This window comes from Aeromonas rivuli (assembly GCF_020149575.1).
Lineage (GTDB): Bacteria > Pseudomonadota > Gammaproteobacteria > Enterobacterales > Aeromonadaceae > Aeromonas > Aeromonas rivuli.
The window spans coordinates 3,872,389-3,896,369 of record NZ_CP079742.1 but is presented as its reverse complement, the minus strand read 5'-3'; the positions used below and the strand labels follow the sequence as shown (position 1 = coordinate 3,896,369).

General features: G+C 61.8%; 23 protein-coding genes. 15 read left to right on the top strand and 8 right to left on the bottom strand.

Going from position 1 to position 23,981, the window contains the following annotated elements:
* Positions 1 to 221: 221 nt before the first annotated feature.
* Both lysE and KYK33_RS17915 read left to right on the top strand, forming a co-directional pair.
* Positions 222 to 842, top strand: a complete 621-nt coding sequence (lysE, locus tag KYK33_RS17920) for an L-lysine exporter (RefSeq protein ID WP_224431387.1) — start codon at positions 222 to 224, stop codon at positions 840 to 842.
* Positions 843 to 956: 114 nt separating this feature from the next.
* Positions 957 to 2,948 (top strand): bifunctional 2',3'-cyclic-nucleotide 2'-phosphodiesterase/3'-nucleotidase, encoded by a 1,992-nt coding sequence (locus KYK33_RS17915; RefSeq protein ID WP_224431386.1) that lies wholly within the window; start codon positions 957 to 959, stop codon positions 2,946 to 2,948.
* A gap of 85 nt (positions 2,949 to 3,033) precedes the next feature.
* Here the strand turns inward: KYK33_RS17915 and KYK33_RS17910 are convergent, their stop codons facing one another.
* From KYK33_RS17910 to hslR, 7 genes are all read right to left on the bottom strand, one after another.
* Positions 3,034 to 3,498 carry an outer membrane lipoprotein gene (locus KYK33_RS17910; RefSeq protein WP_042044314.1) on the bottom strand — a complete coding sequence of 155 codons (465 nt, stop codon included), beginning with the start codon at positions 3,496 to 3,498 and terminating at the stop codon, positions 3,034 to 3,036.
* A 181-nt stretch (positions 3,499 to 3,679) separates the two neighbouring features.
* Positions 3,680 to 4,141: a GNAT family N-acetyltransferase gene (locus KYK33_RS17905; RefSeq protein WP_224431385.1), complete on the bottom strand. Its 462-nt coding sequence runs from the start codon at positions 4,139 to 4,141 to the stop codon at positions 3,680 to 3,682.
* Between the two features lie 174 nt (positions 4,142 to 4,315).
* Positions 4,316 to 6,118, bottom strand: a complete 1,803-nt coding sequence (locus KYK33_RS17900; protein WP_224431384.1) for an aminopeptidase P family protein — start codon at positions 6,116 to 6,118, stop codon at positions 4,316 to 4,318.
* 34 nt (positions 6,119 to 6,152) lie between these two features.
* Positions 6,153 to 6,818 carry a GntR family transcriptional regulator gene (locus KYK33_RS17895; RefSeq protein WP_042044312.1) on the bottom strand — a complete coding sequence of 222 codons (666 nt, stop codon included), beginning with the start codon at positions 6,816 to 6,818 and terminating at the stop codon, positions 6,153 to 6,155.
* Between the two features lie 165 nt (positions 6,819 to 6,983).
* The gene (pckA, locus tag KYK33_RS17890) at positions 6,984 to 8,609 is read right to left on the bottom strand and encodes a phosphoenolpyruvate carboxykinase (ATP) (protein ID WP_224431383.1); all 1,626 of its coding nucleotides are present in this window, start codon (positions 8,607 to 8,609) and stop codon (positions 6,984 to 6,986) included.
* 148 nt (positions 8,610 to 8,757) lie between these two features.
* Positions 8,758 to 9,642, bottom strand: coding sequence for an Hsp33 family molecular chaperone HslO (gene hslO / locus KYK33_RS17885; RefSeq protein WP_042044310.1), 885 nt, complete (start codon positions 9,640 to 9,642; stop codon positions 8,758 to 8,760).
* 102 nt (positions 9,643 to 9,744) lie between these two features.
* Positions 9,745 to 10,143: a ribosome-associated heat shock protein Hsp15 gene (gene hslR / locus KYK33_RS17880; protein WP_042044309.1), complete on the bottom strand. Its 399-nt coding sequence runs from the start codon at positions 10,141 to 10,143 to the stop codon at positions 9,745 to 9,747.
* Between the two features lie 186 nt (positions 10,144 to 10,329).
* Between hslR and exeC the strand changes: the two genes are divergently transcribed.
* The 12 genes from exeC to exeN all read left to right on the top strand — a co-directional run bounded on the left by exeC (position 10,330) and on the right by exeN (position 21,675).
* The gene (exeC, locus tag KYK33_RS17875) at positions 10,330 to 11,196 is read left to right on the top strand and encodes a GspC family type II secretion system variant ExeC (RefSeq protein ID WP_224431382.1); all 867 of its coding nucleotides are present in this window, start codon (positions 10,330 to 10,332) and stop codon (positions 11,194 to 11,196) included.
* 20 nt (positions 11,197 to 11,216) lie between these two features.
* On the top strand, positions 11,217 to 13,250 hold the full coding sequence (gene exeD / locus KYK33_RS17870) for a GspD family T2SS secretin variant ExeD (RefSeq protein ID WP_224431381.1): 2,034 nt from the start codon (positions 11,217 to 11,219) through the stop codon (positions 13,248 to 13,250).
* Entirely contained in the window at positions 13,250 to 14,758 is a 1,509-nt protein-coding gene (gene gspE, locus KYK33_RS17865) for a type II secretion system ATPase GspE (protein ID WP_042044306.1), read from the top strand. The genes exeD and gspE overlap by 1 nt, the downstream gene beginning before the upstream one ends.
* Positions 14,759 to 14,767: 9 nt before the next feature.
* Positions 14,768 to 15,988, top strand: a complete 1,221-nt coding sequence (gene exeF / locus KYK33_RS17860; protein ID WP_042044305.1) for a GspF family T2SS innner membrane protein variant ExeF — start codon at positions 14,768 to 14,770, stop codon at positions 15,986 to 15,988.
* A 76-nt stretch (positions 15,989 to 16,064) separates the two neighbouring features.
* Entirely contained in the window at positions 16,065 to 16,496 is a 432-nt protein-coding gene (gene exeG, locus KYK33_RS17855; RefSeq protein ID WP_224431380.1) for a GspG family T2SS major pseudopilin variant ExeG, read from the top strand.
* A gap of 40 nt (positions 16,497 to 16,536) precedes the next feature.
* Positions 16,537 to 17,094: a GspH family T2SS minor pseudopilin variant ExeH gene (gene exeH / locus KYK33_RS17850; protein ID WP_224431379.1), complete on the top strand. Its 558-nt coding sequence runs from the start codon at positions 16,537 to 16,539 to the stop codon at positions 17,092 to 17,094.
* Positions 17,095 to 17,105: 11 nt separating this feature from the next.
* On the top strand, positions 17,106 to 17,462 hold the full coding sequence (exeI, locus tag KYK33_RS17845) for a GspI family T2SS minor pseudopilin variant ExeI (RefSeq protein WP_224433052.1): 357 nt from the start codon (positions 17,106 to 17,108) through the stop codon (positions 17,460 to 17,462).
* A gap of 37 nt (positions 17,463 to 17,499) precedes the next feature.
* Positions 17,500 to 18,165 (top strand): GspJ family T2SS minor pseudopilin variant ExeJ, encoded by a 666-nt coding sequence (gene exeJ / locus KYK33_RS17840; RefSeq protein WP_224431378.1) that lies wholly within the window; start codon positions 17,500 to 17,502, stop codon positions 18,163 to 18,165.
* Complete coding sequence (exeK, locus tag KYK33_RS17835; RefSeq protein WP_224431377.1) at positions 18,149 to 19,162, top strand: GspK family T2SS minor pseudopilin variant ExeK; 1,014 nt, start codon at positions 18,149 to 18,151, stop codon at positions 19,160 to 19,162. The genes exeJ and exeK overlap by 17 nt, the downstream gene beginning before the upstream one ends.
* 88 nt (positions 19,163 to 19,250) lie before the next feature.
* Positions 19,251 to 20,435 (top strand): GspL family type II secretion system protein ExeL, encoded by a 1,185-nt coding sequence (exeL, locus tag KYK33_RS17830; protein WP_224433051.1) that lies wholly within the window; start codon positions 19,251 to 19,253, stop codon positions 20,433 to 20,435.
* Positions 20,432 to 20,923: a GspM family type II secretion system protein ExeM gene (gene exeM, locus KYK33_RS17825; protein WP_224431376.1), complete on the top strand. Its 492-nt coding sequence runs from the start codon at positions 20,432 to 20,434 to the stop codon at positions 20,921 to 20,923. Before exeL ends, exeM begins: the two co-directional genes overlap by 4 nt.
* Entirely contained in the window at positions 20,920 to 21,675 is a 756-nt protein-coding gene (exeN, locus tag KYK33_RS17820; RefSeq protein ID WP_224431375.1) for a GspN family type II secretion system protein ExeN, read from the top strand. Before exeM ends, exeN begins: the two co-directional genes overlap by 4 nt.
* Before the next feature lie 60 nt (positions 21,676 to 21,735).
* Here exeN and KYK33_RS17815 read toward each other — a convergent pair whose 3' ends face one another.
* Positions 21,736 to 22,545, bottom strand: coding sequence for a helix-turn-helix transcriptional regulator (locus KYK33_RS17815; protein ID WP_224431374.1), 810 nt, complete (start codon positions 22,543 to 22,545; stop codon positions 21,736 to 21,738).
* Between the two features lie 142 nt (positions 22,546 to 22,687).
* Here KYK33_RS17815 and tyrS point away from each other — a divergent pair, with 142 nt between their 5' ends.
* Positions 22,688 to 23,956 carry a tyrosine--tRNA ligase gene (gene tyrS, locus KYK33_RS17810; protein WP_224431373.1) on the top strand — a complete coding sequence of 423 codons (1,269 nt, stop codon included), beginning with the start codon at positions 22,688 to 22,690 and terminating at the stop codon, positions 23,954 to 23,956.
* The last annotated feature ends 25 nt before the right edge of the window (positions 23,957 to 23,981 follow it).

Below are 23,981 nucleotides of genomic sequence, written 5' to 3'. Positions count from 1 at the left end.
CTCTTTCTCTTCCATAGGGCCCAGGCGGCCTGCATTATCGGGAGGGATCTCGCCCTCGACCATTGTCAGATCTGGCAATTGACAGCCAGAAGCCGATCGCCGTCACGTTCAGGTCAGGGCCCTTTTATTAAATTTTCGAATCAATGAGAAATTTAATGAATTTCTCTTAAATAACTCCATCTCGCATACTGCCGCCATCTTCACTGAGAGACCTTGAACCCATGATGGCGACCAGCTTGCAGGGCTTTGTATTAGGCCTTGCCATGATAATCCCAATCGGAGCCCAGAATGCCTTTGTGCTGAGCCGGGGCATTCACCGCAACCACCACCTGCTGACGGCGACACTCTGCTGCCTGTGCGATCTCGTGCTGATCGGGATTGGCGTATTCGGCGGCGCCAGCTTGCTGGCGGCCAATCCACTCGGACTGGCGCTGCTGACCTGGGGCGGCGTGTTATTCCTGAGCTGGTTTGGTGTGCGCTCCCTGCGCAGCGCCTGGCGCGGGCAGGGGGCGGCCCTGGCGGATTCGGCCCAACTGATGGGGGTCAGGAGCGTGCTGGCCATGACCCTGGGCGTCACCCTGCTCAACCCCCATGTGTACCTGGATACCCTGATGCTGCTCGGCTCCCTCGGCAGCCAGTTTGCCGAGGAGCTGCGACCGGCCTTCGCCGCGGGCGCCATGCTGGCATCCCTGGTCTGGTTCTATGGTCTGGCCTTTGGCGCGGCGGCACTTTCCCCTTGGCTTGCCCGGGGAAAGGTACAGCAAGCTATTGATGTTGTTGTGGGTTTAATCATGATTGCCCTGGCACTGCAGCTGGCGATTGGCGCACTGACGGCCTCATAAGGCTATTTTTGTGTCGAGCTTCATAAAAATGAGTCCAGGTTCCATCTGCTGACATATTCGTCTGTTAAATTCCCGTTGCTGGTAAAGCAATACTCATAATAAAAGGGAAAAACAGTGAATAAAGCCACGAAGCTGGGCGCTATCGCAGCCATTGTGCTGTTGTCTGCCTGCAGCAATGAAAATGACAGCAAGGCGCAGCCGGGAGCCGTCTCCCTGCGCCTGATCCAGACCTCCGACATCCACTCCAACGTGCTGGGGTATGACTACTACCAGAACAAGGAAGACCGCAAGTTCGGCCTCTCCCGTACCGCGCTGCTGATCCGCGCCGCCCGCGCCGAAAACCCCAACAGCCTGCTGCTCGACAACGGTGACCTGATCCAGGGTACGCCGCTGGCGGATTATATCTTCGAGCAGTCCGGCGCCGGTTACCTCGAGAAACAGGCCCACCCGGTGTTCAAGGTCATGAACGAGCTCGGTTATGACGCCGGCAACCTCGGCAACCACGAGTTCAACTACGGGCTGGAGTACCTCGGCAAGGTGTTGGCGGGGGCCAACTTCCCTTACGTGAACGCCAACGTGTTCGAGGCGGGTGCCTTCAAGCGCGATGCCAAGGGGCAAATCGACTGGAGCGGCAACAGGTTCACCCCCTATCTGCTGCTGGATCGCCAAGTGACCGATGACAAGGGTCAGTCCCAGACCATCAAGGTCGGCATCCTCGGACTGACGCCACCCCAGGTGCTGCAGTGGGACAAGCGTCATCTGGAAGGCAAGGTGGTGGTGGCCGACATGGTCGAGACCGCCAACCACTATGTGCCCGAGCTGCGCGCCAAGGGCGCCGATATCGTGGTGGTGGTCGCCCACACCGGCATCAACGCCAACAGCTATGAGGCCATGATGGAGAACTCCGCCTGGCATCTGGCCAAGGTGAAGGGGGTGGATGCCCTGATGCTGGGCCATGCCCACAAGAACTTCCCGGGCGACTTCCCGGACTTGCCGGAGGTGGACAACCAGGCAGGTACCCTGAGCGGCATCCCGACCGTGATGCCCGGCTATTGGGGCAATCATCTGGGCATCATCGATCTCAAGCTGGAGCAGGTGAACGGCAAGTGGCAGGTGAAACAGAGCCAGGCCAGCCTACGCAAGATTGACTCCAGCGAAGGCAGCGCCGTGGATCAGCGGGTGGTCGATCTGGTGCAGACAGACCACGATGCCACCAACCAGTGGCTGGACGAGCCGCTGGGCAAGATAACCTCGCCCATTCACAGCTTCTTCGCCCTGGTGCAGGACGATCCTTCGGTGCAGCTGGTGAGCGATGCCCAGCGCCAACATGCCGAGCAGTTGCAACGAGACGGTCTGCTCAAGGAGTCCTACCCGATCCTGTCGGTGGCGGCCCCCTTCCGCGGCGGGCGTAACGGCATCAATGACTTCACCTATGTGGCCCAGGGGGACATCTCCCTGCGCAACGTCTCGGATCTCTACATCTACCCGAACACCCTGCAGGTGGTCGAGGTGAACGGGGCCACCGTCAAGGAGTGGCTGGAGATGAGTGCCGGCCAGTTCAACCGGATCGACACCGCCCAGAGCGGGGTGCAGTGGCTGGTGAACGAAAGTTTCCCGACCTACAACTTCGATGTGATCGATGGCGTGAACTACGAAGTGGATATCACCCAGCCGGCCCGTTACAGCAAGGAGGGCGCCAGGGTGAGTGACGGTCAGCGCATCAGCGGCCTCACCTTCAACGGCCAGCCGGTGGATCCGGCCCAGAAGTTCTACGTGGTGACCAACAACTACCGCGCCAGCGGCGGCGGTCACTTCCCGGGGATCGATGGCAGCAACATAGTCCATGAAGATCCCTTCGAGACGCGGGAGATCATCGCCCAGTACCTCAAGTCCCAGTCTGCTGCCAATCCGGCGGGCTTCAGCCCGGCAGCCAACAACAACTGGCACATGAAGGCGTTACCAGCGGGGGTTGACGTGCGGCTCTACTCCTCGCCGAGCGATGAGGCCAAGGCCCTGGCCGGTGCGGATCTTGAGTACCAGTCCACCCTGGCGATGGACGATGCCAAGCATCCCGGTTACGCCATCTACCGGCTGATCCGCCAGTAATTCAGGCGCGGTCGCAGACCCGTAAAAAAGCCCTCGCATGCGAGGGCTTTTTCTTTTGGAGCCACAGGCGGCTCCTCGGATTGCATCAGGGCACCACAGCCACGTTGACGCTGCCGTTGCCCTGGGTCAGCCGCACCTTGGCACCAGGCTGGAAGCTGGGATCGGCCTTTTGCACCACGACGATGGAACCGCCGTTATCTTGCTTGATCTCCAGCTCGACACCATCGACCTGATTGAGCTTGTCCCCGGCGGCCTTGCCCGCGGCGGCACCCGCGATGGCCCCCCCTGCGGCAGCGATACTACGCCCGGTGCCCCCCCCAATGGTGCTGCCGAGCAGGCCGCCGACCACACCGCCCCCTATGGTGCCGAGGATGGAGTTCTCCTCCGCCTGGATCTTGACCGGACGGGTGGAGACGATGGTGCCGTAGTTGACGGTCTGCACTTGCTTGGCCCTGTCTTTGGTGTAGACATCGCCAGAATAGACATCGCTGTTGGCACAACCGGTGATGGCTGTGGCCAGCAGGGCGATGAGGGTCAGTCGTTGCAACATAATGGTTCTCCTGAATTTGACTACAAATTGGGCATCCTGGGTCACTCTACCCCTCTCTTCACCATGATGGCACCCTCAAAGTGTAACCAAGTATGTTGTATCCAAGCTGGCTCACTCCGAGGTCTTGGCAGGGTTTTGGCATAGCTCCGTCAGCCTCTGTCGGATCGCGCTCTACTGCCTGTTATGGGGAGGGTGATGGGACTAGCTGGTGCTCGAGCAGGCACCTATCCTCCCCCGGTCCGAAGTAGGCGGGCTCCAGCGCCAGCTCCTGATAGCCGAGCCGCTCATAGAGTCGCCTGGCCGGATTGGCCGGATCGACGGTCAGTCGCACCTGCAGGCAACCTTGCGCCAGCAGTGCTTGCTCCAGATTGTCGATGATGGCTTTGGCCAGTCCGAGTCCGCGGGCCTGGGGCAAGACCGCCAGGGAGAGCAGCCAGCCCTGGGTTCTGTGCTGTCCCACGCCCCCCAAGCCGTAGCCGAGCAACTGCCCCTCGCGTTCGGCGACCAGCAGCAGTTCGGGCCACAGATCCATGGCCTGGCGAAAGAAGAAGTCGGGGTAGACGGCGTCGCCGAATACCTGGGATTCAATCTGCCAGATGGCATGCATGTCGGCCGGGGTGGCAAGTCTGAGGGTCGGGGTCATTGGGGCTCCGCTGGCTGGCGAGTGCGAGAGAAATGGTCGGCAAGGGTAGCCCTAGTCGAGAGGGGATTCAAGCGGCGGCGAGGTGGCGGTAAGTGTGGCGTTGTCTATGTGGCTGCCGGGGGCAAGAAACGAAACAGGGCCATGAGGCCCTGCTTTTTATGAGGCTGACTGCAATCAGATGAGGTCGGTGGCCTGCTCCAGCCAGACGAGATCCTCGCCTTCCAGTAAGGGGCTCAAACGACGATAAGCCTCGGCATGATACTCGTTGATCCAGCGGAACTCATCCTGGCTGAGCAGGCTGCGATCGATCAGGCGAATGTCGAACGGCACATAGGTCAGTCGCTCGAAGCCCAGCATGTCGAGCTCACCCTGACGGGGCAGTTCGATCACGATCTCCAGGTTCTCGCAGCGAATGCCGAACGCATCTTCCCGGTAGTAGCCGGGCTCGTTGGAGAGCACCATGCCCGGCATCAGCGGCACCAGGCTGCCCTTGGGCGCGATGCGCTGGGGGCCTTCGTGCACGCTCAGGAAGTGGCCCACACCGTGGCCGGTACCATGGTCGTAGTTATACCCGGCCTGCCAGAGCGGCATGCGGGCCAGCACGTCGAGTTGGATGCCCGAGGTGCCGCGCGGGAAGCGAGCCTGATCCAGGGCGATATGACCCTGCAGCACGCGGGTGAACATGGCCTTGTGCTCCTCGGTCACCTCACCCACCTTGACGGTGCGGGTGATGTCGGTGGTGCCGTCCAGATATTGAGCCCCCGAGTCGACCAGATAGATGGCGTCCTGACCGAAGCCGCGTGGCACCCCGTTGGTATGGCGGTAGTGGCACATGGCGGCGTTGGGACCGAGCGCCGAAATGGTGTCGAAGCTGGGTTCGACATAGTGCAGCTGTTCCTTGCGAAACGCTTCGAGCTGATCCGCCAGGCTGGCTTCATCGACTCCGTCGAACTCACCGGAGACGATCAGGCGATCCAGCCAGGCGAGGAAACGGGTGACGGCCACGCCATCGCGCAGGTGGGCGGCACGCATGCCCGTCAGCTCAGTCTCGTTCTTGCAGGCCTTGGGCAGCATGGTGGGATCTTGACCCGCGACCAGGATGGCACCCGCCTCTTCCATGGTCAGTTGGGCCCAGGCGTTGGCGGTGTTGGGGTCGGCCAGGACTTTTTGTTGATCTTCACCGATGCGCTGGAGCAGGGCTCCCAACTTGTCGGTGGGGTAGACGGAGACATCCTGCCCCACATGCTGGCTGAAGGCGATGCAGTCGAGCTTGTCGGTATCGACGAAGAAATCCATGCTGGCGTTGGCATAGAGCACACCGAATCCCAGTACCACGGGCAGGCGCTCGACATCGCGACCGCGCAGGTTGAGCAGCCAGTTGATGGGCTCGGCCTGGGTCAGCAGCACGGCGTCCAGACCACGCTTGCGCAGGTCGCTCGCCAGCAGCTCGCGCTTGGCCTGGCTGGATTGGCCGGCCAGCTCTTCGCTGTAGAACATGACGGGGTGCTTGCCGGGGGCGGGGCGGTCCAGCCAGTGCTGGTCGACGGGATTGTCGGTGATGGCGACGAGGGTGATGCCGCGCTCGCTCAGTTGGGCATTGGCATGCTGGTACCAGGTCAGGCTGTGCAGACGGGGATCGAAGCCGACCCGGTTGCCCGGCTCAAGCTGATCCGCCAACCAGCTGACATGGGGATCCTCATTGAGGTGCAAGAAGCTGAAGAGGTGGGCCGGGGTCTGCATCCGGGCCTGGACAGTGTAGCGACCATCGACGAAGAGTGCGGCCTGCTTGGCCAGGATGATGGCCAGACCCGCCGAGCCATTGAAGCCGGTCAGCCAGTCCAGGCGCTCGGCGTGGGCCGGAATGTACTCTCCCAGATGTTCGTCATCGTGGGGCACTATGAACGCGTCCAGTTCCTGCTGGGCCAGGGTGGTCCTGACTTGGGCGACGCGGGTTTCAATGATCTCGAAATGGTTCATGTCGTAATTGCCAGATAGTTGTTCGATGAGCGGTTCAGCCGGGCTGACCGTGGCTGAGGATCTGTCCGATGGACAGGCCTGCCGCCTGTATATGCTGCTTGAGCAGCACGGCAGCCTCGTGTTTTCGCCTCGCCCGGCACAGGGCCAGCAGTTCGGCATGTTCGCGCTCCGCCTTGTCTACACCACCTTGGGCAAATAGCAGCTCGAAGCGCACGTAACGGTCGCAACTCAGATTGATTTGGGCGATCAGCTCCATGGCCTGGGGGCGATTGGCGGCCTGATAGAGGGTGGCATGGAAGCTGTGATTGAGCTGGGCCCAATGTTCGACCCGGGTCCCTGACTCGAGTGCGGCATCGAACTGATCGAGAATGGCCTGGGCGTTGACGAAGGTCTCCTCCGTCATCAGATCGACGGCGTGAAACAGGGTATCGGCTTCCAGCAGGGCTCGCAAATAAAAGAGCTCGGCCACGGACTCGCTATCGAGTCGGGTGACCACGGCGCCGCGATGGGGTTCGAACTTGACCAGCCCCTGAGCCTCCAGCTGCATCAGGGCCTCCCGCACCGGAATGCGGCTGACCGCCAGCTCCTTGGCGATGGCGTCCTGGCGCAAGGGGGCGCCGGCCGGGAAGTCTCCGCGCAGTATCCTGGCTCTGAGGTTGTCCATCACCATCTGGGTGCGGGTCTTGTAGATAGGCGTCATGGTTGTGTCATGGGGGCAGGTTGCAAAATTGTATATTGTATAAAGTTTGGCTGAATCTAACGCGCTCGCGCCGGCAAGGCAAGGTGGCGCTCGACCAATTGCCAGATGTTGGTCAAAAAAATACCGGCCAGCAGAGCTGACCGGTATGGCAGTGCGGTGGGGCTGTTACAGCTGAGGGCCTGCGGCTACCAGCTGTTTGCCTTCGTCGTTATCGGTGAAGCGTTCAAAGTTCTTGATGAAGCGCATCCCCAAGTCCTGAGCCTTCTCATCCCACTGGGCGACCTCGGCATAGGTATCGCGAGGATCCAGTATGGCCGGGTTGACGCCGGGCAGGGCGGTCGGGATTTCCAGGTTGAAGATGGGCAGCATCTTGGTCTGCGCCTGCTCGATGGAGCCATCCAGGATGGCGTCGATGATGGCGCGGGTGTCCTTGATGGAGATGCGTTTGCCGGTGCCGTTCCAGCCGGTGTTGACCAGGTAGGCCTCGGCGCCGGATGCTTCCATCCGCTTGACCAGTTCCTGACCGTACTTGGTCGGGTGCAGGCTGAGGAAGGCCGCACCGAAGCAGGAGGAGAAGGTCGGGGTCGGTTCTGTGATGCCACGCTCGGTACCGGCCAGTTTGGCTGTGAAGCCGGACAGGAAGTGGTACTTGGTCTGTGCCTTGGTCAGCTTGGAGACCGGGGGCAGCACGCCGAAGGCATCGGCCGTCAGGAAGATCACCTTGTTGGCGTGACCCGCCTTGGAGACCGGCTTGACGATGTTCTCGATGTGATAGAGGGGGTAGGAGACCCGGGTGTTCTCGGTGCGGGAACCATCATCGAAGTCGATGGTGCCGTCTTCGGCCACGCTCACGTTCTCCAGCAGGGCGTCGCGACGGATGGCGTTGAAGATGTCCGGCTCGGCCTCCTTGGAGAGCTTGATGGTCTTGGCGTAGCAACCCCCTTCGAAGTTGAACACGCCGTCGTCATCCCAGCCGTGCTCGTCATCGCCGATAAGCGCACGCTTGGGATCGGTGGAGAGGGTGGTCTTGCCGGTGCCGGAGAGGCCGAAGAAGATGGCCACGTCGCCCTCCTGACCCACGTTGGCGGAGCAGTGCATGGAGGCGATGCCGCGCAGGGGCAGGAAGTAGTTCATCATGGAGAACATGCCCTTCTTCATCTCGCCACCGTACCAGGTGCCGCCGATGAGCTGGATCTTCTCGGTGAGGTTGAAGGCGACGAAGTTCTCGGAGTTGAGACCCTGCTCCTGCCAGTTCGGGTTGGTGCATTTGGCACCGTTCATCACCACGAAGTCAGCCTTGAACGTCTTCAGCTCGGCCTCGCTGGGGCGGATGAACATGTTTTTGACGAAGTGGGCCTGCCAGGCCACCTCTGTGATGACACGCACCGCCAGACGGGTGTCCGGGTTGGCACCGCAGTAGCCATCGATGACAAACAGACGCTTGCCACTGAGCTGTTTGGTCACCAGGGATTTTAGATGTGACCAGACTTCCGGGCTCAGTGCCTTGTTATCGTTCTTGCCCTGGTCAGACCACCACACAGTATTCTGGGTAGTGGCGTCCTTGACGATATATTTATCTTTCGGGGAGCGGCCGGTAAAGATACCGGTATTGACATTGACGGCGCCCAATTCAGTTACTGTACCGCGTTCGAATCCTTCCAGGTCTGGGCGAGTCTCTTCTGCGAAAAGCTGCTCATAGGAGGGGTTACGCAGGATTTCTACGGCGTTATGGATGCCATATTGCTCCAGTTGTAACTGTTGGGCCAGGGTGGGTTCTGCCACTATTGTCATTGTATTCTCCTGGGTTCAGAGGTGTGTAGGGTTCTATCTGGCATCAACTCTACCACTTAGGTGGTAGAATTTAGCGACCTTCATCAAACTTTATAAAGTAGGGTATTTTTTTGTTATTTAAGTTAAAGGCGGGTTTCCCCGCCTTCATTTAGTGTAACTGGTTTGTATCATTACCGGGAGCCCCGCTGAACAGGGTTTCGACATCGATCGCATCAAAGGGATACTGGGCGCCGCAATAGTCGCAGTGCATCTCAATCTTGCCCTGCTCCTGCAGCATCTCCAGCACTTCTGCCTTCTCTACCTGCAACAGGGCGCCCTCGCAGCGCTCCCGCGAACAGGTGCAGCGGAAGGCGACGGCCTGGGGATCGAACACGCGCACCTTGTCCTGGTGATAGAGACGATAGAGGATCTCTTCGGCCTCCAGACCGAACAGCTCTTCATCCTTGATGGTGCTGGTGAGCTGGGTCAGGTGGTCGAAGTCGATGCTGTGATCCTCACTCTGGGATGGCAGCTCCTGCAGCAGTATGCCGGCGGCGCGGGGTTGGCCCTCATGGTGTCCGGTGCGGATCCAGAGCTTGGTGGCGAGCTGTTCAGATTGGGCGAAATACTGCTCCAGGCAGCCGGCCAGGGTATCGGCTTCCAGGGCAACGATGCCTTGATAGCGCTCACCCTGCTCGGGGGTGATGGTGATGACCAGCTGGCCGTTACCTATCAGGCTCTGCAGTTTGCCATCGCTGGGCAGCTCCCCTTCATGACGGGCGACACCGCGCAGCTGCTGGTTGTTGTCGCCATTGATGACGGCCAGACGCACCGGGCCATCCCCTTGCAATTGCACGGTAATGGAGCCTTCGAACTTGAGGGTGGCAGTGAGCAGGCTGGTGGCGACCAGCAGTTCGCCCAGCAGCTGTTGTACCTGAACCGGATAGCTCTGCGCCTCGATCACGTGGCGATAGGTGCTATCCAGCTGGACCAGCTCACCCCGCACTTCGTACTCTTCAAACAGATAGCGATACAGCAGATCTTGGTGACTCATCTCATCTTCCTTCGGGGTGGTAATAGGTTGGACACCCGGCATCTTGGGTCGGGTGTGAACTTTCTGGTGTACATGTCGTCATACAGGGGTCATGGACTCAGGTCAGTATTGCTTTACCCGGATCAGCTGGCGGCGCTCCTGCTTGTCGGGGCGACGCTCGGGGCTGGGCGCAAACTGGCTGTTGAAGCGGCGCGCCTCGGCATTGTCGGCCCGGCGTTTGAGGCTCTCGGGGGTCTCTTCATACATTAGTTGGGCGAGGGGAGCCGATTTGCGCTGCTCGCTCAGGGTGAGCACTCGCACCTCCCGCTCATCCTGACCCTGCCAGAAACGGATCAGGGCGCCGAGCTCGACCGCCTTGCCAGGTTTGCTGCGCTGGCCGTTATAGTGCACCTTGCCCCCTTCGATCTGCTCCCGTGCCAGACTGCGGCTCTTGTAGAAGCGGGCGGCCCATAGCCACTTGTCCAGACGCAGGGAGGATTCGGGCGAAACGGCTTTGCTCATGACGGATTCCGACGATGTGACATGGTGACCGATTATACCAGAGCCGGGGCCCTGGGTTGAATCCGGGCTGCATTGGAGTGATGGCACGAGCATTTTTGACCATCTTGCGCTTTAGGTCAGTTGTCTCAGGCGCCATTGCCGTACACAATGGCGGACCGATTTGGATAGAAAATTATTTTGAGAAACATGACGCTACCGTTCAGGGATGACTTGCTGTCTGCCTTGCTTGCCCAGGGCAAGCGGCTGCCCCTTGCCCGTCTCAGCCACTGGTTGTTCTGGGGACTCTTGCTGCTGCTGGCTCACCAGTGCGCCGGTTTGACCTGGCGCCTGTTCTCGTTGGCGAGTCCGGAGCCGCAGACTGCCTGGCAACCCCGCACGGGCGTGGCGGAGACGGCGAGTCAGGGCACTGATCTGGCGCCTCTCACTCGCCTGGGTCTGTTTGGTCGTGCGGAGCAAATCCAGGCCCAGGCCCAGGTGGCGGCCGATGCCCCCAAGACCCAGCTCAATGCCCAGCTCAACGGGGTACTGGCGAGCTCCAATGCCGCCAAATCCATCGCCATCATCGCCCATAACGGCACCCAGAACTCCTACGGTATTGGTGACTACATAGATGGTACCCAGGCCCGGCTGCGACAGATTTTTGCCGATCGCGTCATCATAGCGCGCAACAGTCGTGATGAGACCCTGATGCTCGATGGTGAAGAGTACGGCAAGCCGTTGCCAGCCAAGGGCAACGCGACAGACAAGTTGGGCGAGGTGCGTGGCGAGCTGATGAGCAATCCGGGCAAACTCACCGATTACCTCAATATATCCCCGGTCCGGGTTGATGGCCGCATGGCGGGCTATCGCCTCAACCCTGGGCGGGATCCTGAACTCTTTAACCAGCTCGGCCTGGTCGCCAATGACCTGGCCGTCAGTATCAATGGGCTCGACCTGCGCGACAATGCTCAGGCGATGCAAGCAATGCAGCAGGTGGCGAGTGCCACCGAGATGACAGTGACAGTCGAACGGCAAGGACAGCTGTATGACGTCTATGTCGGCTTGTCAGAATAATGATCCGGAGTAGTGCACGCATGAGAAATAAAGGGAAAGGCTGGCGCCTGGCGTCTGTGGCGGCGGCCTTGCTGATGACGGGATCCGTCTGGGCGACCGAGTATTCGGCCAGCTTCAAGAATGCAGAGATCGAAGAGTTCATCAACACAGTTGGTAAAAACCTCAACAAAACCATCATCATAGAGCCATCTGTGCGCGGCAAGATCAATGTGCGCAGTTACGATCTGCTCAACGAGGATCAGTACTACCAATTCTTCCTGAGCGTGCTGGATGTGTACGGCTTCGCCGTGGTGCCCATGAACAACGGGGTGCTCAAGGTGGTGCGTGCCAAGGACGCCAAGACCTCGGCCATTCCCGTGGTCGACGACCGTAACCCCGGGATTGGCGACGAGATGGTGACCCGGGTGGTCCCGGTGCACAATGTCTCGGTGCGCGAGCTTGCTCCCCTGCTGCGTCAGCTCAATGACAACGCGGGCGGCGGCAACGTGGTGCATTACGAGCCCTCCAACGTGCTGCTGATCACCGGCCGCGCCGCCGTGGTCAACCGCCTGGTCGAGGTGGTGCGCCGGGTCGACAAGGCGGGCAATCAGGATGTGGACATCATCAAGTTGAGATATGCCTCCGCTGGCGAGATGGTGCGCCTGGTGAGCAACCTCAACAAGGATGGTGCGGCCCAGGGGGGCAACGCCGGCTTCCAGCTCACTCCCAAGGTGGTGGCGGATGAGCGCACCAACTCTGTGGTGGTGAGTGGTGAGCCCAAGGCGCGGGCGCGTATCATACAGATGGTGCATCAGCTCGATCGGGATCTGCAGAGTCAGGGCAATACCCGGGTCTTCTACCTGAAATATGGCAAGGCCAAGGATCTGGTGGATGTGCTCAAGGGCGTCAGCTCCAGCATCGAGGCCGACAAGAAGGGCAATGCCGCAGGTGCCACGGCTGGCACCAGCATAGGCGGCGGTCAGCTGGCCATCTCGGCGGATGAGACCACCAATGCCCTGGTGATCACCGCTCAACCGGACGTCATGGCCGAGCTGGAGCAGGTGATCGCCAAGCTCGACATCCGCCGGGCTCAGGTGCTGGTCGAAGCCATCATCGTCGAGGTGCAGGACGGCGATGGCCTCAATCTCGGGGTGCAGTGGGGCAATGCCAATGGCGGCGGTACCCAGTTTACCAATACCGGCTTGCCGATAGGGCCTGCCATCATCGCGGGCAAGGATTACCAGGATAACGGCAACACCGAGGGGCTGGAGAACCTGCTGGGTGGCTTCAGTGGCATGGCTGCCGGTTTCTACAAAGGGGACTGGGCCATGCTGGTGACGGCGCTCTCCACCAATACCAAGAACGATATCCTCTCGACCCCGAGCATCGTCACCATGGACAACAAGGAGGCATCGTTCAACGTGGGTCAGGAGGTGCCGGTACAGACCGGCTCCCAGAGTTCCACCTCGGGCGACAACATCTTCAACACCATAGAGCGCAAGACGGTGGGCACCAAGCTGGTGGTCACTCCCCAGATCAACGAAGGGGACTCCGTGCTGCTCAACATCGAGCAGGAGGTCTCCAGCGTCGCCCAGGCTCAGGCCGCGGGTACGGCCGATCTTGGCCCCACCTTCGACACCCGTACCGTCAAGAACGCCGTGCTGGTGAAGAGTGGCGAAACCGTGGTGCTGGGTGGTTTGATGGATGAGCAGACCAAGGAGCAGATCTCCAAGGTGCCCATCCTCGGCGACATCCCGGTACTGGGTTATCTGTTCCGATCCACCTCCAACACCACGGCCAAACGCAACCTGATGATCTTCATCCGGCCGACCATATTGCGCGATGCCAATGTCTATTCCGGCATCTCCAGCAGCAAGTACACCCTGTTCCGGGCCGAGCAGCTGGATCGCGCGGCGCAAGAGGGCTACCTCACCTCGCCACCGCGCCAGGTGTTGCCCGAATATGGCCAGGACATCATGGTCTCCCCCGAGGTCCAGAGGCAGATCCAGGCCATGAAGAGTCAGCAGCAGGCCACGGCAGCGAGCGTGCAACCCTTCGTGCAGAGCAAGCCCTGATGGCGGCCTATCAGCTTGATGGCAGCGAACTGTCGGCCCCCCTGCCCGAGCTGCCCTTCGCCTTTGCCCGCAACTTCGGGGTGATCCTGACCGAGCGGGCCGGTGCCCCCGTGCTGATCTGCCGGCCCGGGGTCAGCCCCCAGACCCTGCTCGAGGTGCAGCGGGTGGCGGGTGCCACTTTCGCTGTCGAGCAGATAGAGGGCGAGGCGTTCGAGCAGTTGCTGATGGCCCACTACCAGCGCGACTCCTCCGAGGCGCGTCAGCTGATGGAAGATCTCGGTAACGAGATGGACTTCTTCGCCCTGGCCGAAGAGCTGCCCCAGAGCGAGGACTTGCTCGACGCCGATGACGACGCGCCCATCATTCGCCTCATCAACGCCATGTTGAGCGAGGCGATAAAAGAGGAGGCGTCCGACATCCACATCGAGACCTTCGAGCGGGTGCTGGTGATCCGTTTTCGCATCGATGGCGTGCTGCGGGAGATCCTGCGTCCCCATCGCAAGCTGGCCTCCTTGCTGGTGTCGCGCATCAAGGTCATGTCGCGCATGGACATCGCCGAGAAGCGCCTGCCTCAGGATGGCCGCATCTCATTGCGCATCGGTGGCCGGGCGGTGGACGTGCGGGTCTCGACCATGCCGTCCAGCTACGGCGAGCGGGTGGTATTGCGACTGCTCGACAAGAACAACATTCGCCTCGAGCTCAAGCAGCTCGGCATGACGCTGGCCAATCGCAACATCATCAGCGAGCTCATTCGCAAACCCCACGGCATCATTCTGGTGACGGGGCCGACCGGTTCGGGCAAGTCCACCACCCTCTATGCGGCGCTCTCGGAGATCAACTCCCGGGATCGCAACATCCTCACTGTTGAGGATCCCATCGAATATGACCTGGAAGGGGTCGGCCAGACCCAGGTCAACGCCAAGGTCGACATGACTTTCGCCCGTGGCCTGCGCGCCATCTTGCGTCAGGATCCGGACGTGGTCATGGTGGGGGAGATCCGGGATCTGGATACCGCCCAGATAGCGGTACAGGCGTCGCTCACCGGCCACCTGGTGATGTCGACCCTGCACACCAATACCGCCATCGGCGCCATCACCCGGATGCGGGACATGGGCATAGAGCCCTTCCTGCTCTCCTCCTCCCTGCTGGCGGTGCTTGCGCAACGATTGGTACGTACCCTCTGTCCCGACTGCAAGGAGGCGCGTCCGGTCACGGAGCAAGAGCTGGCATTGATGCGCATCGAGGGCCTGGACAGGGCCAGTCAGCTCTGGCATCCGGTGGGGTGCGAACAGTGCAACCACACCGGCTACCGTGGCCGGACCGGCATCCATGAACTGGTGGTGGTCGATGAGGCGGTGCGCGAGGCGGTCCACAGTGCGAGCGGTGAGCTCGCCATCGAGCGGTTGATCCGCCCCCACACCCCCAGTATTCGCCGCGACGGTATCGACAAGGTGCTCCAGGGGCAGACCAGCCTGGAAGAAGTGCTGCGTGTGACTCGGGAAGATTGAGGATAGGACGTGGCAGCATTCGAATATAAGGCCCTGGATGACAAGGGGCGCCAGAAGCAGGGGGTGACCGAGGGTGACTCGGCGCGCCAGGTGCGCCAGCAACTGCGCGAGCAGGGGCTGACCCCGCTCGAGGTGAGTGAAACCACCGAGAAGGCCAAGCGTGAGGCAGGCCAGTTCCGGCTGTTTCGCCGTGGCGCCAGTACCGCCGAGCTGGCACTGATCACCCGCCAGCTGGCGACCCTGGTGGGGGCCGGTCTCACCATAGAGGAGGCGCTCAAGGCGGTCTCCCAGCAGTGTGAGAAGGCCCATCTCAGCAGCCTGGTGGCGACAGTGCGTGGCCGGGTGGTGGAGGGTTACAGTCTGGCCGATTCGCTTGGCGCCTTCCCCCATGTATTCGATCAGCTGTTCCGCTCCATGGTGGCGGCCGGGGAGAAATCCGGCCACCTGGAGAAGGTGCTCAACCGGCTCGCCGATTACACCGAACAGCGCCAGCATATGCGCACCAAGCTGATGCAGGCGATGATCTACCCCATGGTGTTGACCCTGGTCGCGGTGGGGGTCATCTCCATCTTGCTGACCGCCGTGGTGCCCAAGGTGGTTGCCCAGTTTGAACATATGGGGCAGCAGCTGCCCGCGACCACGCGCTTCCTGATCGGCACCAGCGAACTGATGCAGAACTATGGCCTCTGGTTCCTGCTGTTGATCTTCCTGGGTGGTTTCGTCTGGCGTTGGTGGCTGGGGGATGCGCTGCGCCGTCGCCATTGGCACGGGATCCTGCTGCGTCTGCCGGTGATTGGCCGGGTCAGCCGCGGCCTCAATACTGCCCGTTTTGCCCGCACCCTGAGCATCCTCAATGCCAGCGCCGTGCCGCTCATCGAGGGGATGAAGATCTCCGGCGAAGTGCTCTCCAATGACTTCGCCCGGGCCCGCATCCTCGAGGCCACCGAACGGGTGCGCGAGGGGACCAGTCTGCGCAAGTCTCTGAATGAAACCAAAATATTTCCGCCCATGATGCTGCACATGATCGCCTCCGGCGAGCAGAGCGGCGAGCTCGACAGCATGCTGGAGCGGGCGGCGGACAACCAGGATCGGGAGTTTGAAAGCCAGGTCAACATCGCCCTTGGCGTGTTCGAACCCATGCTGGTGGTCTCCATGGCCGGGGTGGTGCTCTTTATCGTGATGTCGATCCTGCAGCCCATCCTGGAATTGAACAACATGGTCAATATGTAACGGGATCCGCCCGCCGGGTCTCACTATGGTCAATCGCTGATGGTACAGACCATCTTATTTTGTGAGGGAGTAAGTCATGCATAAGCGTCGTCAATCGGGTTTCACCCTGCTGGAAGTCATGGTGGTCATCGTCATCCTGGGGATACTGGCCAGCCTGGTGGTGCCCAACCTGATGGGAAACAAGGAAAAAGCCGATCAGCAGAAGGCGGTCTCCGACATAGTGGCGCTGGAAAACGCCCTCGACATGTACAAGCTGGACAACAATCGCTACCCGACCACCGAGCAGGGTCTGGATGCCATGGTCAATAAACCGACCTCGGCCCCCGAGCCGCGCAGCTACCGGGAAGGGGGCTATATCAAGCGCCTGCCGCAAGATCCCTGGAGCAATCCTTATCAGCTGCTCAGCCCAGGCCAATTCGGCAAGCTCGACGTCTTCTCCATGGGGCAAGATGGCGAAGCGGGCACCGATGACGACATCGGCAACTGGAATCTGAAGGACTTCCAGTAAGTGCTTGTACTGCCATCCAGGTGCTGTGGATGAGGCTGGCGTGATCGGCGCGTCGTCTCGTCATCGCCAAGCCGGCTTCACCCTGCTGGAAGTGTTGCTGGTCGCCATGTTGATGGGACTGGTGGCCACCGCCGTTACCCTCAGCATGGGCGGCGCCAAGGGGGATCGCGAGCTGGACAAGCAGGCGCGTCGCTTCATGGCCGTCCTGCAGCAAGCCCAGGAGCAGGCCGTGATGGATGGTCGTCTGCTGGGCTTGCGCCTCGAGGATCACGGCTGGCAATTCATGGTGCGCCAAGGCAAGGATCGCAACTGGACGGCCCTGGGTGATGACAAGGTGCTGGGGCCGGTGCAGCTGCCGGAGGATATCCAGCTCGGCGTCGAACTGGGCGGTTTGGCCTGGCAGCCGGATGAAGACGAACGAGGGGAGGACGACAAGGTGGCCAGCCCCCAGGTGTTTATCTTTCCCGGTGACGAGCTGACCCCCTTCGTGCTGACCTTCACTCAGCAGGTCGATGAGGAGCGCTACTTCCGTGTGGTGTGGGCCGATGAATTTGGCAACCTGAAGCTGGATAGCGATCGGCCTGAGGAGGATCAATGAGAACGCCGCGCATGGCCAGGGGCATGACGCTGCTCGAGGTGATGGTGGCCCTGGTGGTGTTTGCCATCGCCGGGCTGGCGGTGATGAAGACGGCGAGCGAACACCTCTCCGGGCTCAGCTATCTGGAACAGAAGACCCTGGCGACCTGGGTTGTCCAGAACCAGCTGGTGCAGCAGCGACTCGAAGGTTCCTGGCCGAGCGACAGCTGGGTCGAGGGGGATGAAGAGATGGCGGGACAGCGCTGGTATTGGCGTTATCGCGGTGTCGCTACCGCCGACAGCAACTTCAAGGCACTGGATCTGGAGGTGCGTACCGCCCCCAAATCCGAGAGTCCCGTGGCCATGATGCGCACCTATGTCAGCCGCTAAACGACCCGCTTGCGGTGCCATGCCGCTGGAGACGCCAATGAGGTCATCGTCCGCGTCAGGGCCGCAGGTTCGGCATCTGAGCAAGCAGGGGGGCTTTACCCTGCTGGAGATGCTGGTGGCGATCGCCATCTTCGCCGGCCTGAGTCTGGGCGCCTATCAGGTGTTGCAGGGGGTGCTCACCAGCGATGAGGTGGCCAGGAAGAAAGAGGTGCGTCTGGCCCAATTACAGCGCGCCTTCGATGTGCTGGAGCGGGACGTGAGCCAGATGGTACCGCGTACCGGCCGCATCGAGGGTGAAAATAACCGGGTGTTGCTGGCTGCCAGCCAGTTTGGCCAGCAGAGTGATGATTGGGGCATGGCCTTCATCCGGGGGGGCTGGCTCAACCCGGATGGTATCTTGCCGCGATCTGGCCTGCACCGGGTCGGTTGGCGGCTCAAGGATCACCAGCTGGAGCGGCTCAGCTATCTCTACCCGGACCCAGTGATAGGCACCGAGCCCAGGGTGCAAGGGTTACTCGACCGGGTGACGGGACTGCGCCTCTTCTTCTACAGCGAGGGGGGCTGGAAGTCGGAGTGGACCCAGGAGGAGCGCTTGCCTGACGGCTTGGCGGTGGAACTGGATCTGGACGATTACGGCACCATACGTCGCCAGTTTCTGATTGGGGCCGGCGGCCAGAGGCTCGAAGATGCACCGACACAATAGAGGCGCCGGGCCGGGACGAAGCCGGGGCATGGCACTGCTGGTGGTGTTGTTGATCCTCTCGGTCATGGTGATCATCGCCAGCAACATGAGTGGCCGCTTGCAGCTTGAGCTCAGGCGCACCGCCAACCTCAGCACCGGCAAGCAGGCATGGTGGTATGCCATCTCCACCGAGGCGCTGGTCAGCAAGATACTGGCCCAGGACTTCAAGGATGATCCCAAGGTGGTCAGCCTGAGCCAGTACTGGGCGCGCAAGGATGTGATATTTCCGGTCGAGGATGGCACCCTCAAGGGAGAGGTGCGTGACCTGCAAAGCTGCTTCAACCTCAACAGCCTGAGCGTAGGGCAGCAGGGGGACAGTGGGGACGATCTGGCCAACCAGCCTTATCCCGTCAAGGTGTTCCGCACCCTGTTGACCCTGCTTGAGATCGACGAATACGAGGCAACCCAGCTGACGGATGCGGTGCGTGACTGGACCGACAGCGATACGGTACTGGTCTCCAGCTATGGGGCCGAAGATGCTTATTATGAAGGGCTGAGTCAGCCCTATCTGCCCGCCAATCAGAAGATGCTGGGGGTGGATGAGTTGCGGGCGGTGCGTGGGGTCAGCGGCAAGCTATATGCCAGGCTGGCGCCCTATGTCTGCGCCCTGCCAAACGACAAGTTACTGGTGAATATCAATACCATATCCCCGGATCAGCCCGAACTGCTGGCGGCGCTCTACCTGGGAAAAATCAGTGTGGATGACGCCAAGGGTGTGCTCAAGGATCGCCCCAGGAAAGGCTGGCAAAGCAAGGCGGAGATGACGAGCCTGCCTGCGCTGGCGGCGGGCTCCGGCATCAAGGGGTTGAATGAGGCGATAGACGTCAAGAGCGATTACTTCGTGGCTTATCTGCTGGCCGAGGTGGCCGACACCCGGGCCAGGCTGGAGACCTACTTCCAGCGCAGTAAAGAGAACAAGGCGGTGGTGCTGCGGCGGGTCAATGGGGGGGCTGAGTGAAGCTCGCCTCGACGCGCGACGGCATCTCGCTGTCCATATCAAGGGTCAGCCGTCGACAGGATTCGGCCAAGGCCAAGGAGAGAGTGTGTTGAACGAGAGTCTGGTCATCCGTCTGGGGACGACCCAGGAAGAGCCGGTCGAGTGGCTGGTCTGGTCGAAGGGGGAGGAGGAGATCATCGCCTCCGGGACCCTGGCCTCGGCCCATGAACTGCATGAGCTGCGTGAACGGGCCGGAGGTCGTCCCGTGGTCGTTCTGGTGCCGGGCAGCGCCGTTATCTTCCGGCGAGTGCGGCTGCCGGGCAAATACAACCGCCAGTCGGCGGCGGCCCTGCCTTATCTGCTTGAGGAGCAGATCGCCTCCGATGTGGAATCCCTGCATCTGGTCGTGCTGGCCCATCAGGGCCAGGAGGTGGACCTGATGGCGGTGGACCGGCAGCAGATGCTGCGCTGGCTCGGCTGGTTGGAGGCGGCGGGGCTCAAGAGCCTGCAACTGCTGCCGGATGTGCTGGCCTTGCCGCAGGCGAGCGACGGCTGGTCGGCGCTGCAGCTGGGCAAGGTCTGGTTGTTGCGCCAAGGGCCTCACCAGGGATTGGTTGCGGACGAAGTCTTGCTCGGCCTGCTGCTGGGCGCGCAGCCCGAGCCTGTCACCATTCACAGCCATACGCCCCCCCCCGCCCTGGCGGGAGCGAACTGGCAGGGGGCCGATCCCGAACTGCCCATGCTGCTGCTGGCCCGGGAGGCGCTGCGCGGTCAGGTGAACCTGTTGCAGGGGCCCTTCCGACCACAGACCGAGTACAGTCGTCACTGGTTGCAGTGGCGCAAGGTGGTGGCGGTGGCGGTGGCCTTGTTGCTGGTCACCCTGGGGCAGCGCGGCCTGGCCCTCTATCAGCTCGATAAGCAGGACAAGGCACTCAAGGCCGAGATCCGGGAGGTCTATACCCGTATCTTCCCGGGAGAGACCCGGATAGTGAATGTACGCAGTCAGGTGGAGCAGCATCTGAGGCTGCTGGGCGGTGCGCCCCAGAGTGGCGTCTTGCTGTTTCTGACCGAGCTGGCCCCCACCTTTGCCGAAGTGCCTGGGCTCAAGCCCGAGGTGCTGCGCTTTGATGTGGAGCGGGGAGAGCTGAGGCTGCAAGTCACGGCCCCCGGTTTTACCGAGATGGAGCGATTCCGCGAATTGGCGGGCAAGGGTTTCGAGGTGCAACAGGGCGAGGTGCGCAGCACGGAAGGTCGGGTCGAGGGGGCACTGGTGCTCAAGGGTAAATCATCATGATGACAAGATTCGAACTCTGGTGGCGCGGCATCAGCGCCCGGGAGCAGCGACTGGTGGCCATTGGCGGTACTCTGCTGATCATCGGTCTCTTCTATTGGCTGGTGTGGCAACCCCTCGGCAATCGCATCGCGGAGCGGGAGCGACAGGTGAAGAACCAGCAGCAGACCCTGGTCTGGCTGAAAGAGAAGGGTGAACGAATCCTGGCGGCCCAGGCGGGCAGCGGTCGCAACATCGATTTGGGGGGCACCCTGGATGGGGTCGTCAACCGCACCGCCTTCAACCACAAGATCAAGATCACCCGGCTGCAACCCCAGGGTCAGGAGTTGCAGGTATGGATAGACGCAGTCCCCTTCGATGGGCTGCTGATGTGGCTGGCCGAGCTGTCGGACAGATACGGCGTCCAGGTCAAGGTGATTGAGGTGGCCCGCGAGCAGTTGCCCGCCGGCATGGTCAAGGTGAGACGCTTACAGGTGAGTCGCCCGCAATGAAACGCAAGATCTGGATAGTCGTCGTCTTCATGCTGGCCTGGCTGGGCTTCTTGCTGACCAGCGTGCCCGCCAGTCTGGTGGCTCGCCATCTGCCGCTGCCGCCCATGGTCAAACTGGAAGGGGTGAGTGGCACCCTCTGGCAGGGGGAAGTGGCGCGTCTGCAATATGCCAGCGAGTCTGTGACCCGGCTGCGCTGGGATCTCAATGGCTGGTCGCTGCTGCGCTTTGCTCCCGAGTTGTCGGTGCGTTTCGGCGAGCGGGATGGCCTCAATGGCCAAGGGGTGGTTGGTTGGGGCCGCGCCGCCTTTGGCCGTGACCTGACCCTCAACGCTCCTGCCCCCTGGTTGCTGAGCCGGCTGCCCCTGCGCCTGCCCTTCCCGATCACGGTAACGGGCCAGTTACAGCTCAAGATCGATGAATTCAGTCAGGGTCAGCCCTGGTGCGATAGCCTCTATGGCAACCTCCACTGGTACGATGCCGAGGCCGACACCCCGGCGGGCAAGCTGAAACTGGGGGATCCCGAGGTCAAGTTGACCTGTCTCGACTCCAAGCTGGTGGCCGAGCTCAAGCAGGGGTCGGAGGCGGTGCAGGTACTGGGCAAGCTGGAGTTGCAGGCCAATCGCCAGTACCTGTTCCAGGGCAGTCTCAAGCCCGGTCCCGAGTTGCCGGAGCAGATGAAACAGGGGCTGCCCTATCTCGGTCAGCCAGACAGTCAGGGTCGCTTCCCGCTGCGTTATCAGGGCCGCATCTGACCCGCAGCAGCACGAATAGACAACACCCCGCCTCGGCGGGGTGTTTCGTTATGGCGCTGATCAGGCCGTCGGTTCGCCGTCGCCGGGCGCCGTGATGAGATGGTTCAGAAAGAAGCTGAACAGCTCGGCGCGCGAGCCGAGCCGCAGCTTGCCATAGAGATGTTTACGGTGATTCTTCACGGTGCCGCTGCCAATCCCGAGCGCCGTGGCGATGGCCTCGGTATCCAGCCCTTGCAACAGCAGGCGGGCAACCTGGCGCTCCCTGGGGGTGAGCTGATCCCCGCCGACAGTGTCCATCGCCAGCTCCAGCGCGGCCTTGACCGTGGCGCCGTCAGCCGACGTGGTGCTGGTTGCCATCAAGGGCATGGCCTGTGGCCAATGCTGGCGGCACAGAGCATGCACCAGCGGAAACAGCTCTTCCAGCTTGACTCGTTCGCCCTGACTCAGGGGGTGGCGCTTGCCGAGACGCCCGAGAAAGAGCACCAGGGTCAGCCCGGCATGGATGGGCAGGATCAGCCCCACCTCCTCCTGCCAGCCGGTGGCCTGATAGAAGCGTTGCTGATAGTCCGGATCCAGCTTGCCCTGTGATACTTGTGCCAGGGTCCAGACCCCTGCGGGCAACCCAGCGGCCAATGCCTGCATGAAGGGATCCTGACCGAAGTGGCTGGTGAGGTAGCGATCAAACAACAGGGCTCGCCGGTGCTCCAGATTGTCATAGAGGTAGACGGGCCGCTGCCCCATCCCGAGCAGCAGGGCGCAGTCGAATGCCACTTGCCGCTGGATGAGACGCACCAGCATGGCCGGGAAGGCACTGGTGTGCAGGGCATCCAGGGTGGCGGTCAGATCGGGGGTGAGGGTGGCGTGGGTCATGACGGGCTTGGCTTCCTGGGGAGGGGCTGAGTCACTTGAGCAGAGATGCTAGCACGGGGTGAGAAAACTGTCCCCTGAGGGACATGGCCGTCGGGCTGCCAGAGGGGGAGGATAGCGACCTTTCCCCCGTTTCGGAGATCCCATGACAGACCCCAGGTTGCTCGATGAGTTGACCGAGCGTGGCCTCATCGCCCAGCACTCAGACATGGCGGCCCTGCGCGATCACCTCGCCACGGCGCGTACCCTCTATTGCGGATTCGACCCCACCGCGGGCAGCCTGCACATCGGTCATCTGGTGCCGCTGTTGATGCTGCGCCGCTTCCAGCTCGCCGGGCACCGCCCGGTGGCCCTGGTAGGCGGCGCCACCGGCCTCATCGGCGATCCCAGCTTCAAGGCGACCGAACGCAGCCTCAACAGCAATGAAACCGTACAGGGCTGGGTCGCCAGCCTGTCGGCCCAGATAACCGCCCTGTTACCTGCCGCTGAGGGGCTGGCGGCGGCCACCCTGGTCAACAACGGCGACTGGCTGGGGCAGATGTCGGCCCTGGATTTCTTGCGGGATGTCGGCAAGCACTTCTCGGTCAATGCCATGCTGGCGCGCGAGTCGGTACGCCAGCGGCTGGCCCGCCCGGATCAGGGTATCTCCTTCACCGAGTTCTCTTATGCCCTGTTGCAATCCCTGGACTTCGCCGAGTTGCACCAGCGGCTCGGCTGCACTTTGCAGATTGGCGGCAACGATCAGTGGGGCAATATCCTCAGCGGCATGGATCTCACCCGCCGCCGCCATCAGGCCCAGGTGTTTGGCATGACGCTGCCGCTTATCACCAAGGCGGACGGCACCAAGTTCGGCAAGACCGAGGGGGGCGCCATCTGGCTGGATCCTGCGCTCACCTCGCCCTATGCCTTCCATCAGTTCTGGCTCGGCACAGCGGACGAGGATGTCCATCGCTTGCTGCGCTACTACAGCTTTATGGCGCTGACCGAGATTGATGCACTGGAGGCAGAAGACGCCAGCCGGCAGGGGCGCAAGCTGGCTCAGCAGGTGCTGGCCGATGAGTTGACCGAGTTGGTGCATGGCAAGGGGGCGCTGGCGGCGGCGCGGCGCATCGGTGAGTTGCTGTTTTGCGGCGATGCGGCTCGCCTTGGGGAGAGCGATCTGGCCCAACTGGCCCAGGATGGCATGCCGAGCTGCCAAGTGCAGGGGCCGCAGGATCTGCCGAGCCTGCTGGTGGCGTGTGGCCTGGCGGCCTCAAAGCGTATCGCCCGCGAGCTGCTAGGGGCGGGGGCCATCTCCCTCAATGGTGTGTCGACGCAGGATGAGTGGCTGGCCCCTGGCGATCGGCTGTTTGGCCGCTACCTGCTGCTGCGCCGGGGCAAGAAGCAGTACCGGTTGGTGGAGTGGCTGGACTGAGCCGTCCCTGATAGACGCCACGGGG

Bases quoted from the DNA above. Each gene is read 5' to 3' on its own strand.
- exeD (WP_224431381.1), top strand. From the start codon at position 11,217: ATGAGAAATAAAGGGAAAGGCTGGCGCCTGGCGTCTGTGGCGGCGGCC.
- pckA (WP_224431383.1), bottom strand. From the start codon at position 8,609: ATGACAATAGTGGCAGAACCCACCCTGGCCCAACAGTTACAACTGGAG.
- exeN (WP_224431375.1), top strand. From the start codon at position 20,920: ATGAAACGCAAGATCTGGATAGTCGTCGTCTTCATGCTGGCCTGGCTG.
- exeJ (WP_224431378.1), top strand. From the start codon at position 17,500: ATGAGGTCATCGTCCGCGTCAGGGCCGCAGGTTCGGCATCTGAGCAAG.
- exeC (WP_224431382.1), top strand. From the start codon at position 10,330: ATGACGCTACCGTTCAGGGATGACTTGCTGTCTGCCTTGCTTGCCCAG.
- exeG (WP_224431380.1), top strand. From the start codon at position 16,065: ATGCATAAGCGTCGTCAATCGGGTTTCACCCTGCTGGAAGTCATGGTG.
- exeI (WP_224433052.1), top strand. From the start codon at position 17,106: ATGGCCAGGGGCATGACGCTGCTCGAGGTGATGGTGGCCCTGGTGGTG.
- lysE (WP_224431387.1), top strand. From the start codon at position 222: ATGATGGCGACCAGCTTGCAGGGCTTTGTATTAGGCCTTGCCATGATA.
- KYK33_RS17910 (WP_042044314.1), bottom strand. From the start codon at position 3,498: ATGTTGCAACGACTGACCCTCATCGCCCTGCTGGCCACAGCCATCACC.
- hslR (WP_042044309.1), bottom strand. From the start codon at position 10,143: ATGAGCAAAGCCGTTTCGCCCGAATCCTCCCTGCGTCTGGACAAGTGG.
- hslO (WP_042044310.1), bottom strand. From the start codon at position 9,642: ATGAGTCACCAAGATCTGCTGTATCGCTATCTGTTTGAAGAGTACGAA.
- KYK33_RS17905 (WP_224431385.1), bottom strand. From the start codon at position 4,141: ATGACCCCGACCCTCAGACTTGCCACCCCGGCCGACATGCATGCCATC.
- KYK33_RS17815 (WP_224431374.1), bottom strand. From the start codon at position 22,545: ATGACCCACGCCACCCTCACCCCCGATCTGACCGCCACCCTGGATGCC.
- KYK33_RS17900 (WP_224431384.1), bottom strand. From the start codon at position 6,118: ATGAACCATTTCGAGATCATTGAAACCCGCGTCGCCCAAGTCAGGACC.
- exeK (WP_224431377.1), top strand. From the start codon at position 18,149: ATGCACCGACACAATAGAGGCGCCGGGCCGGGACGAAGCCGGGGCATG.
- KYK33_RS17895 (WP_042044312.1), bottom strand. From the start codon at position 6,818: ATGACGCCTATCTACAAGACCCGCACCCAGATGGTGATGGACAACCTC.
- gspE (WP_042044306.1), top strand. From the start codon at position 13,250: ATGGCGGCCTATCAGCTTGATGGCAGCGAACTGTCGGCCCCCCTGCCC.
- exeM (WP_224431376.1), top strand. From the start codon at position 20,432: ATGATGACAAGATTCGAACTCTGGTGGCGCGGCATCAGCGCCCGGGAG.
- tyrS (WP_224431373.1), top strand. From the start codon at position 22,688: ATGACAGACCCCAGGTTGCTCGATGAGTTGACCGAGCGTGGCCTCATC.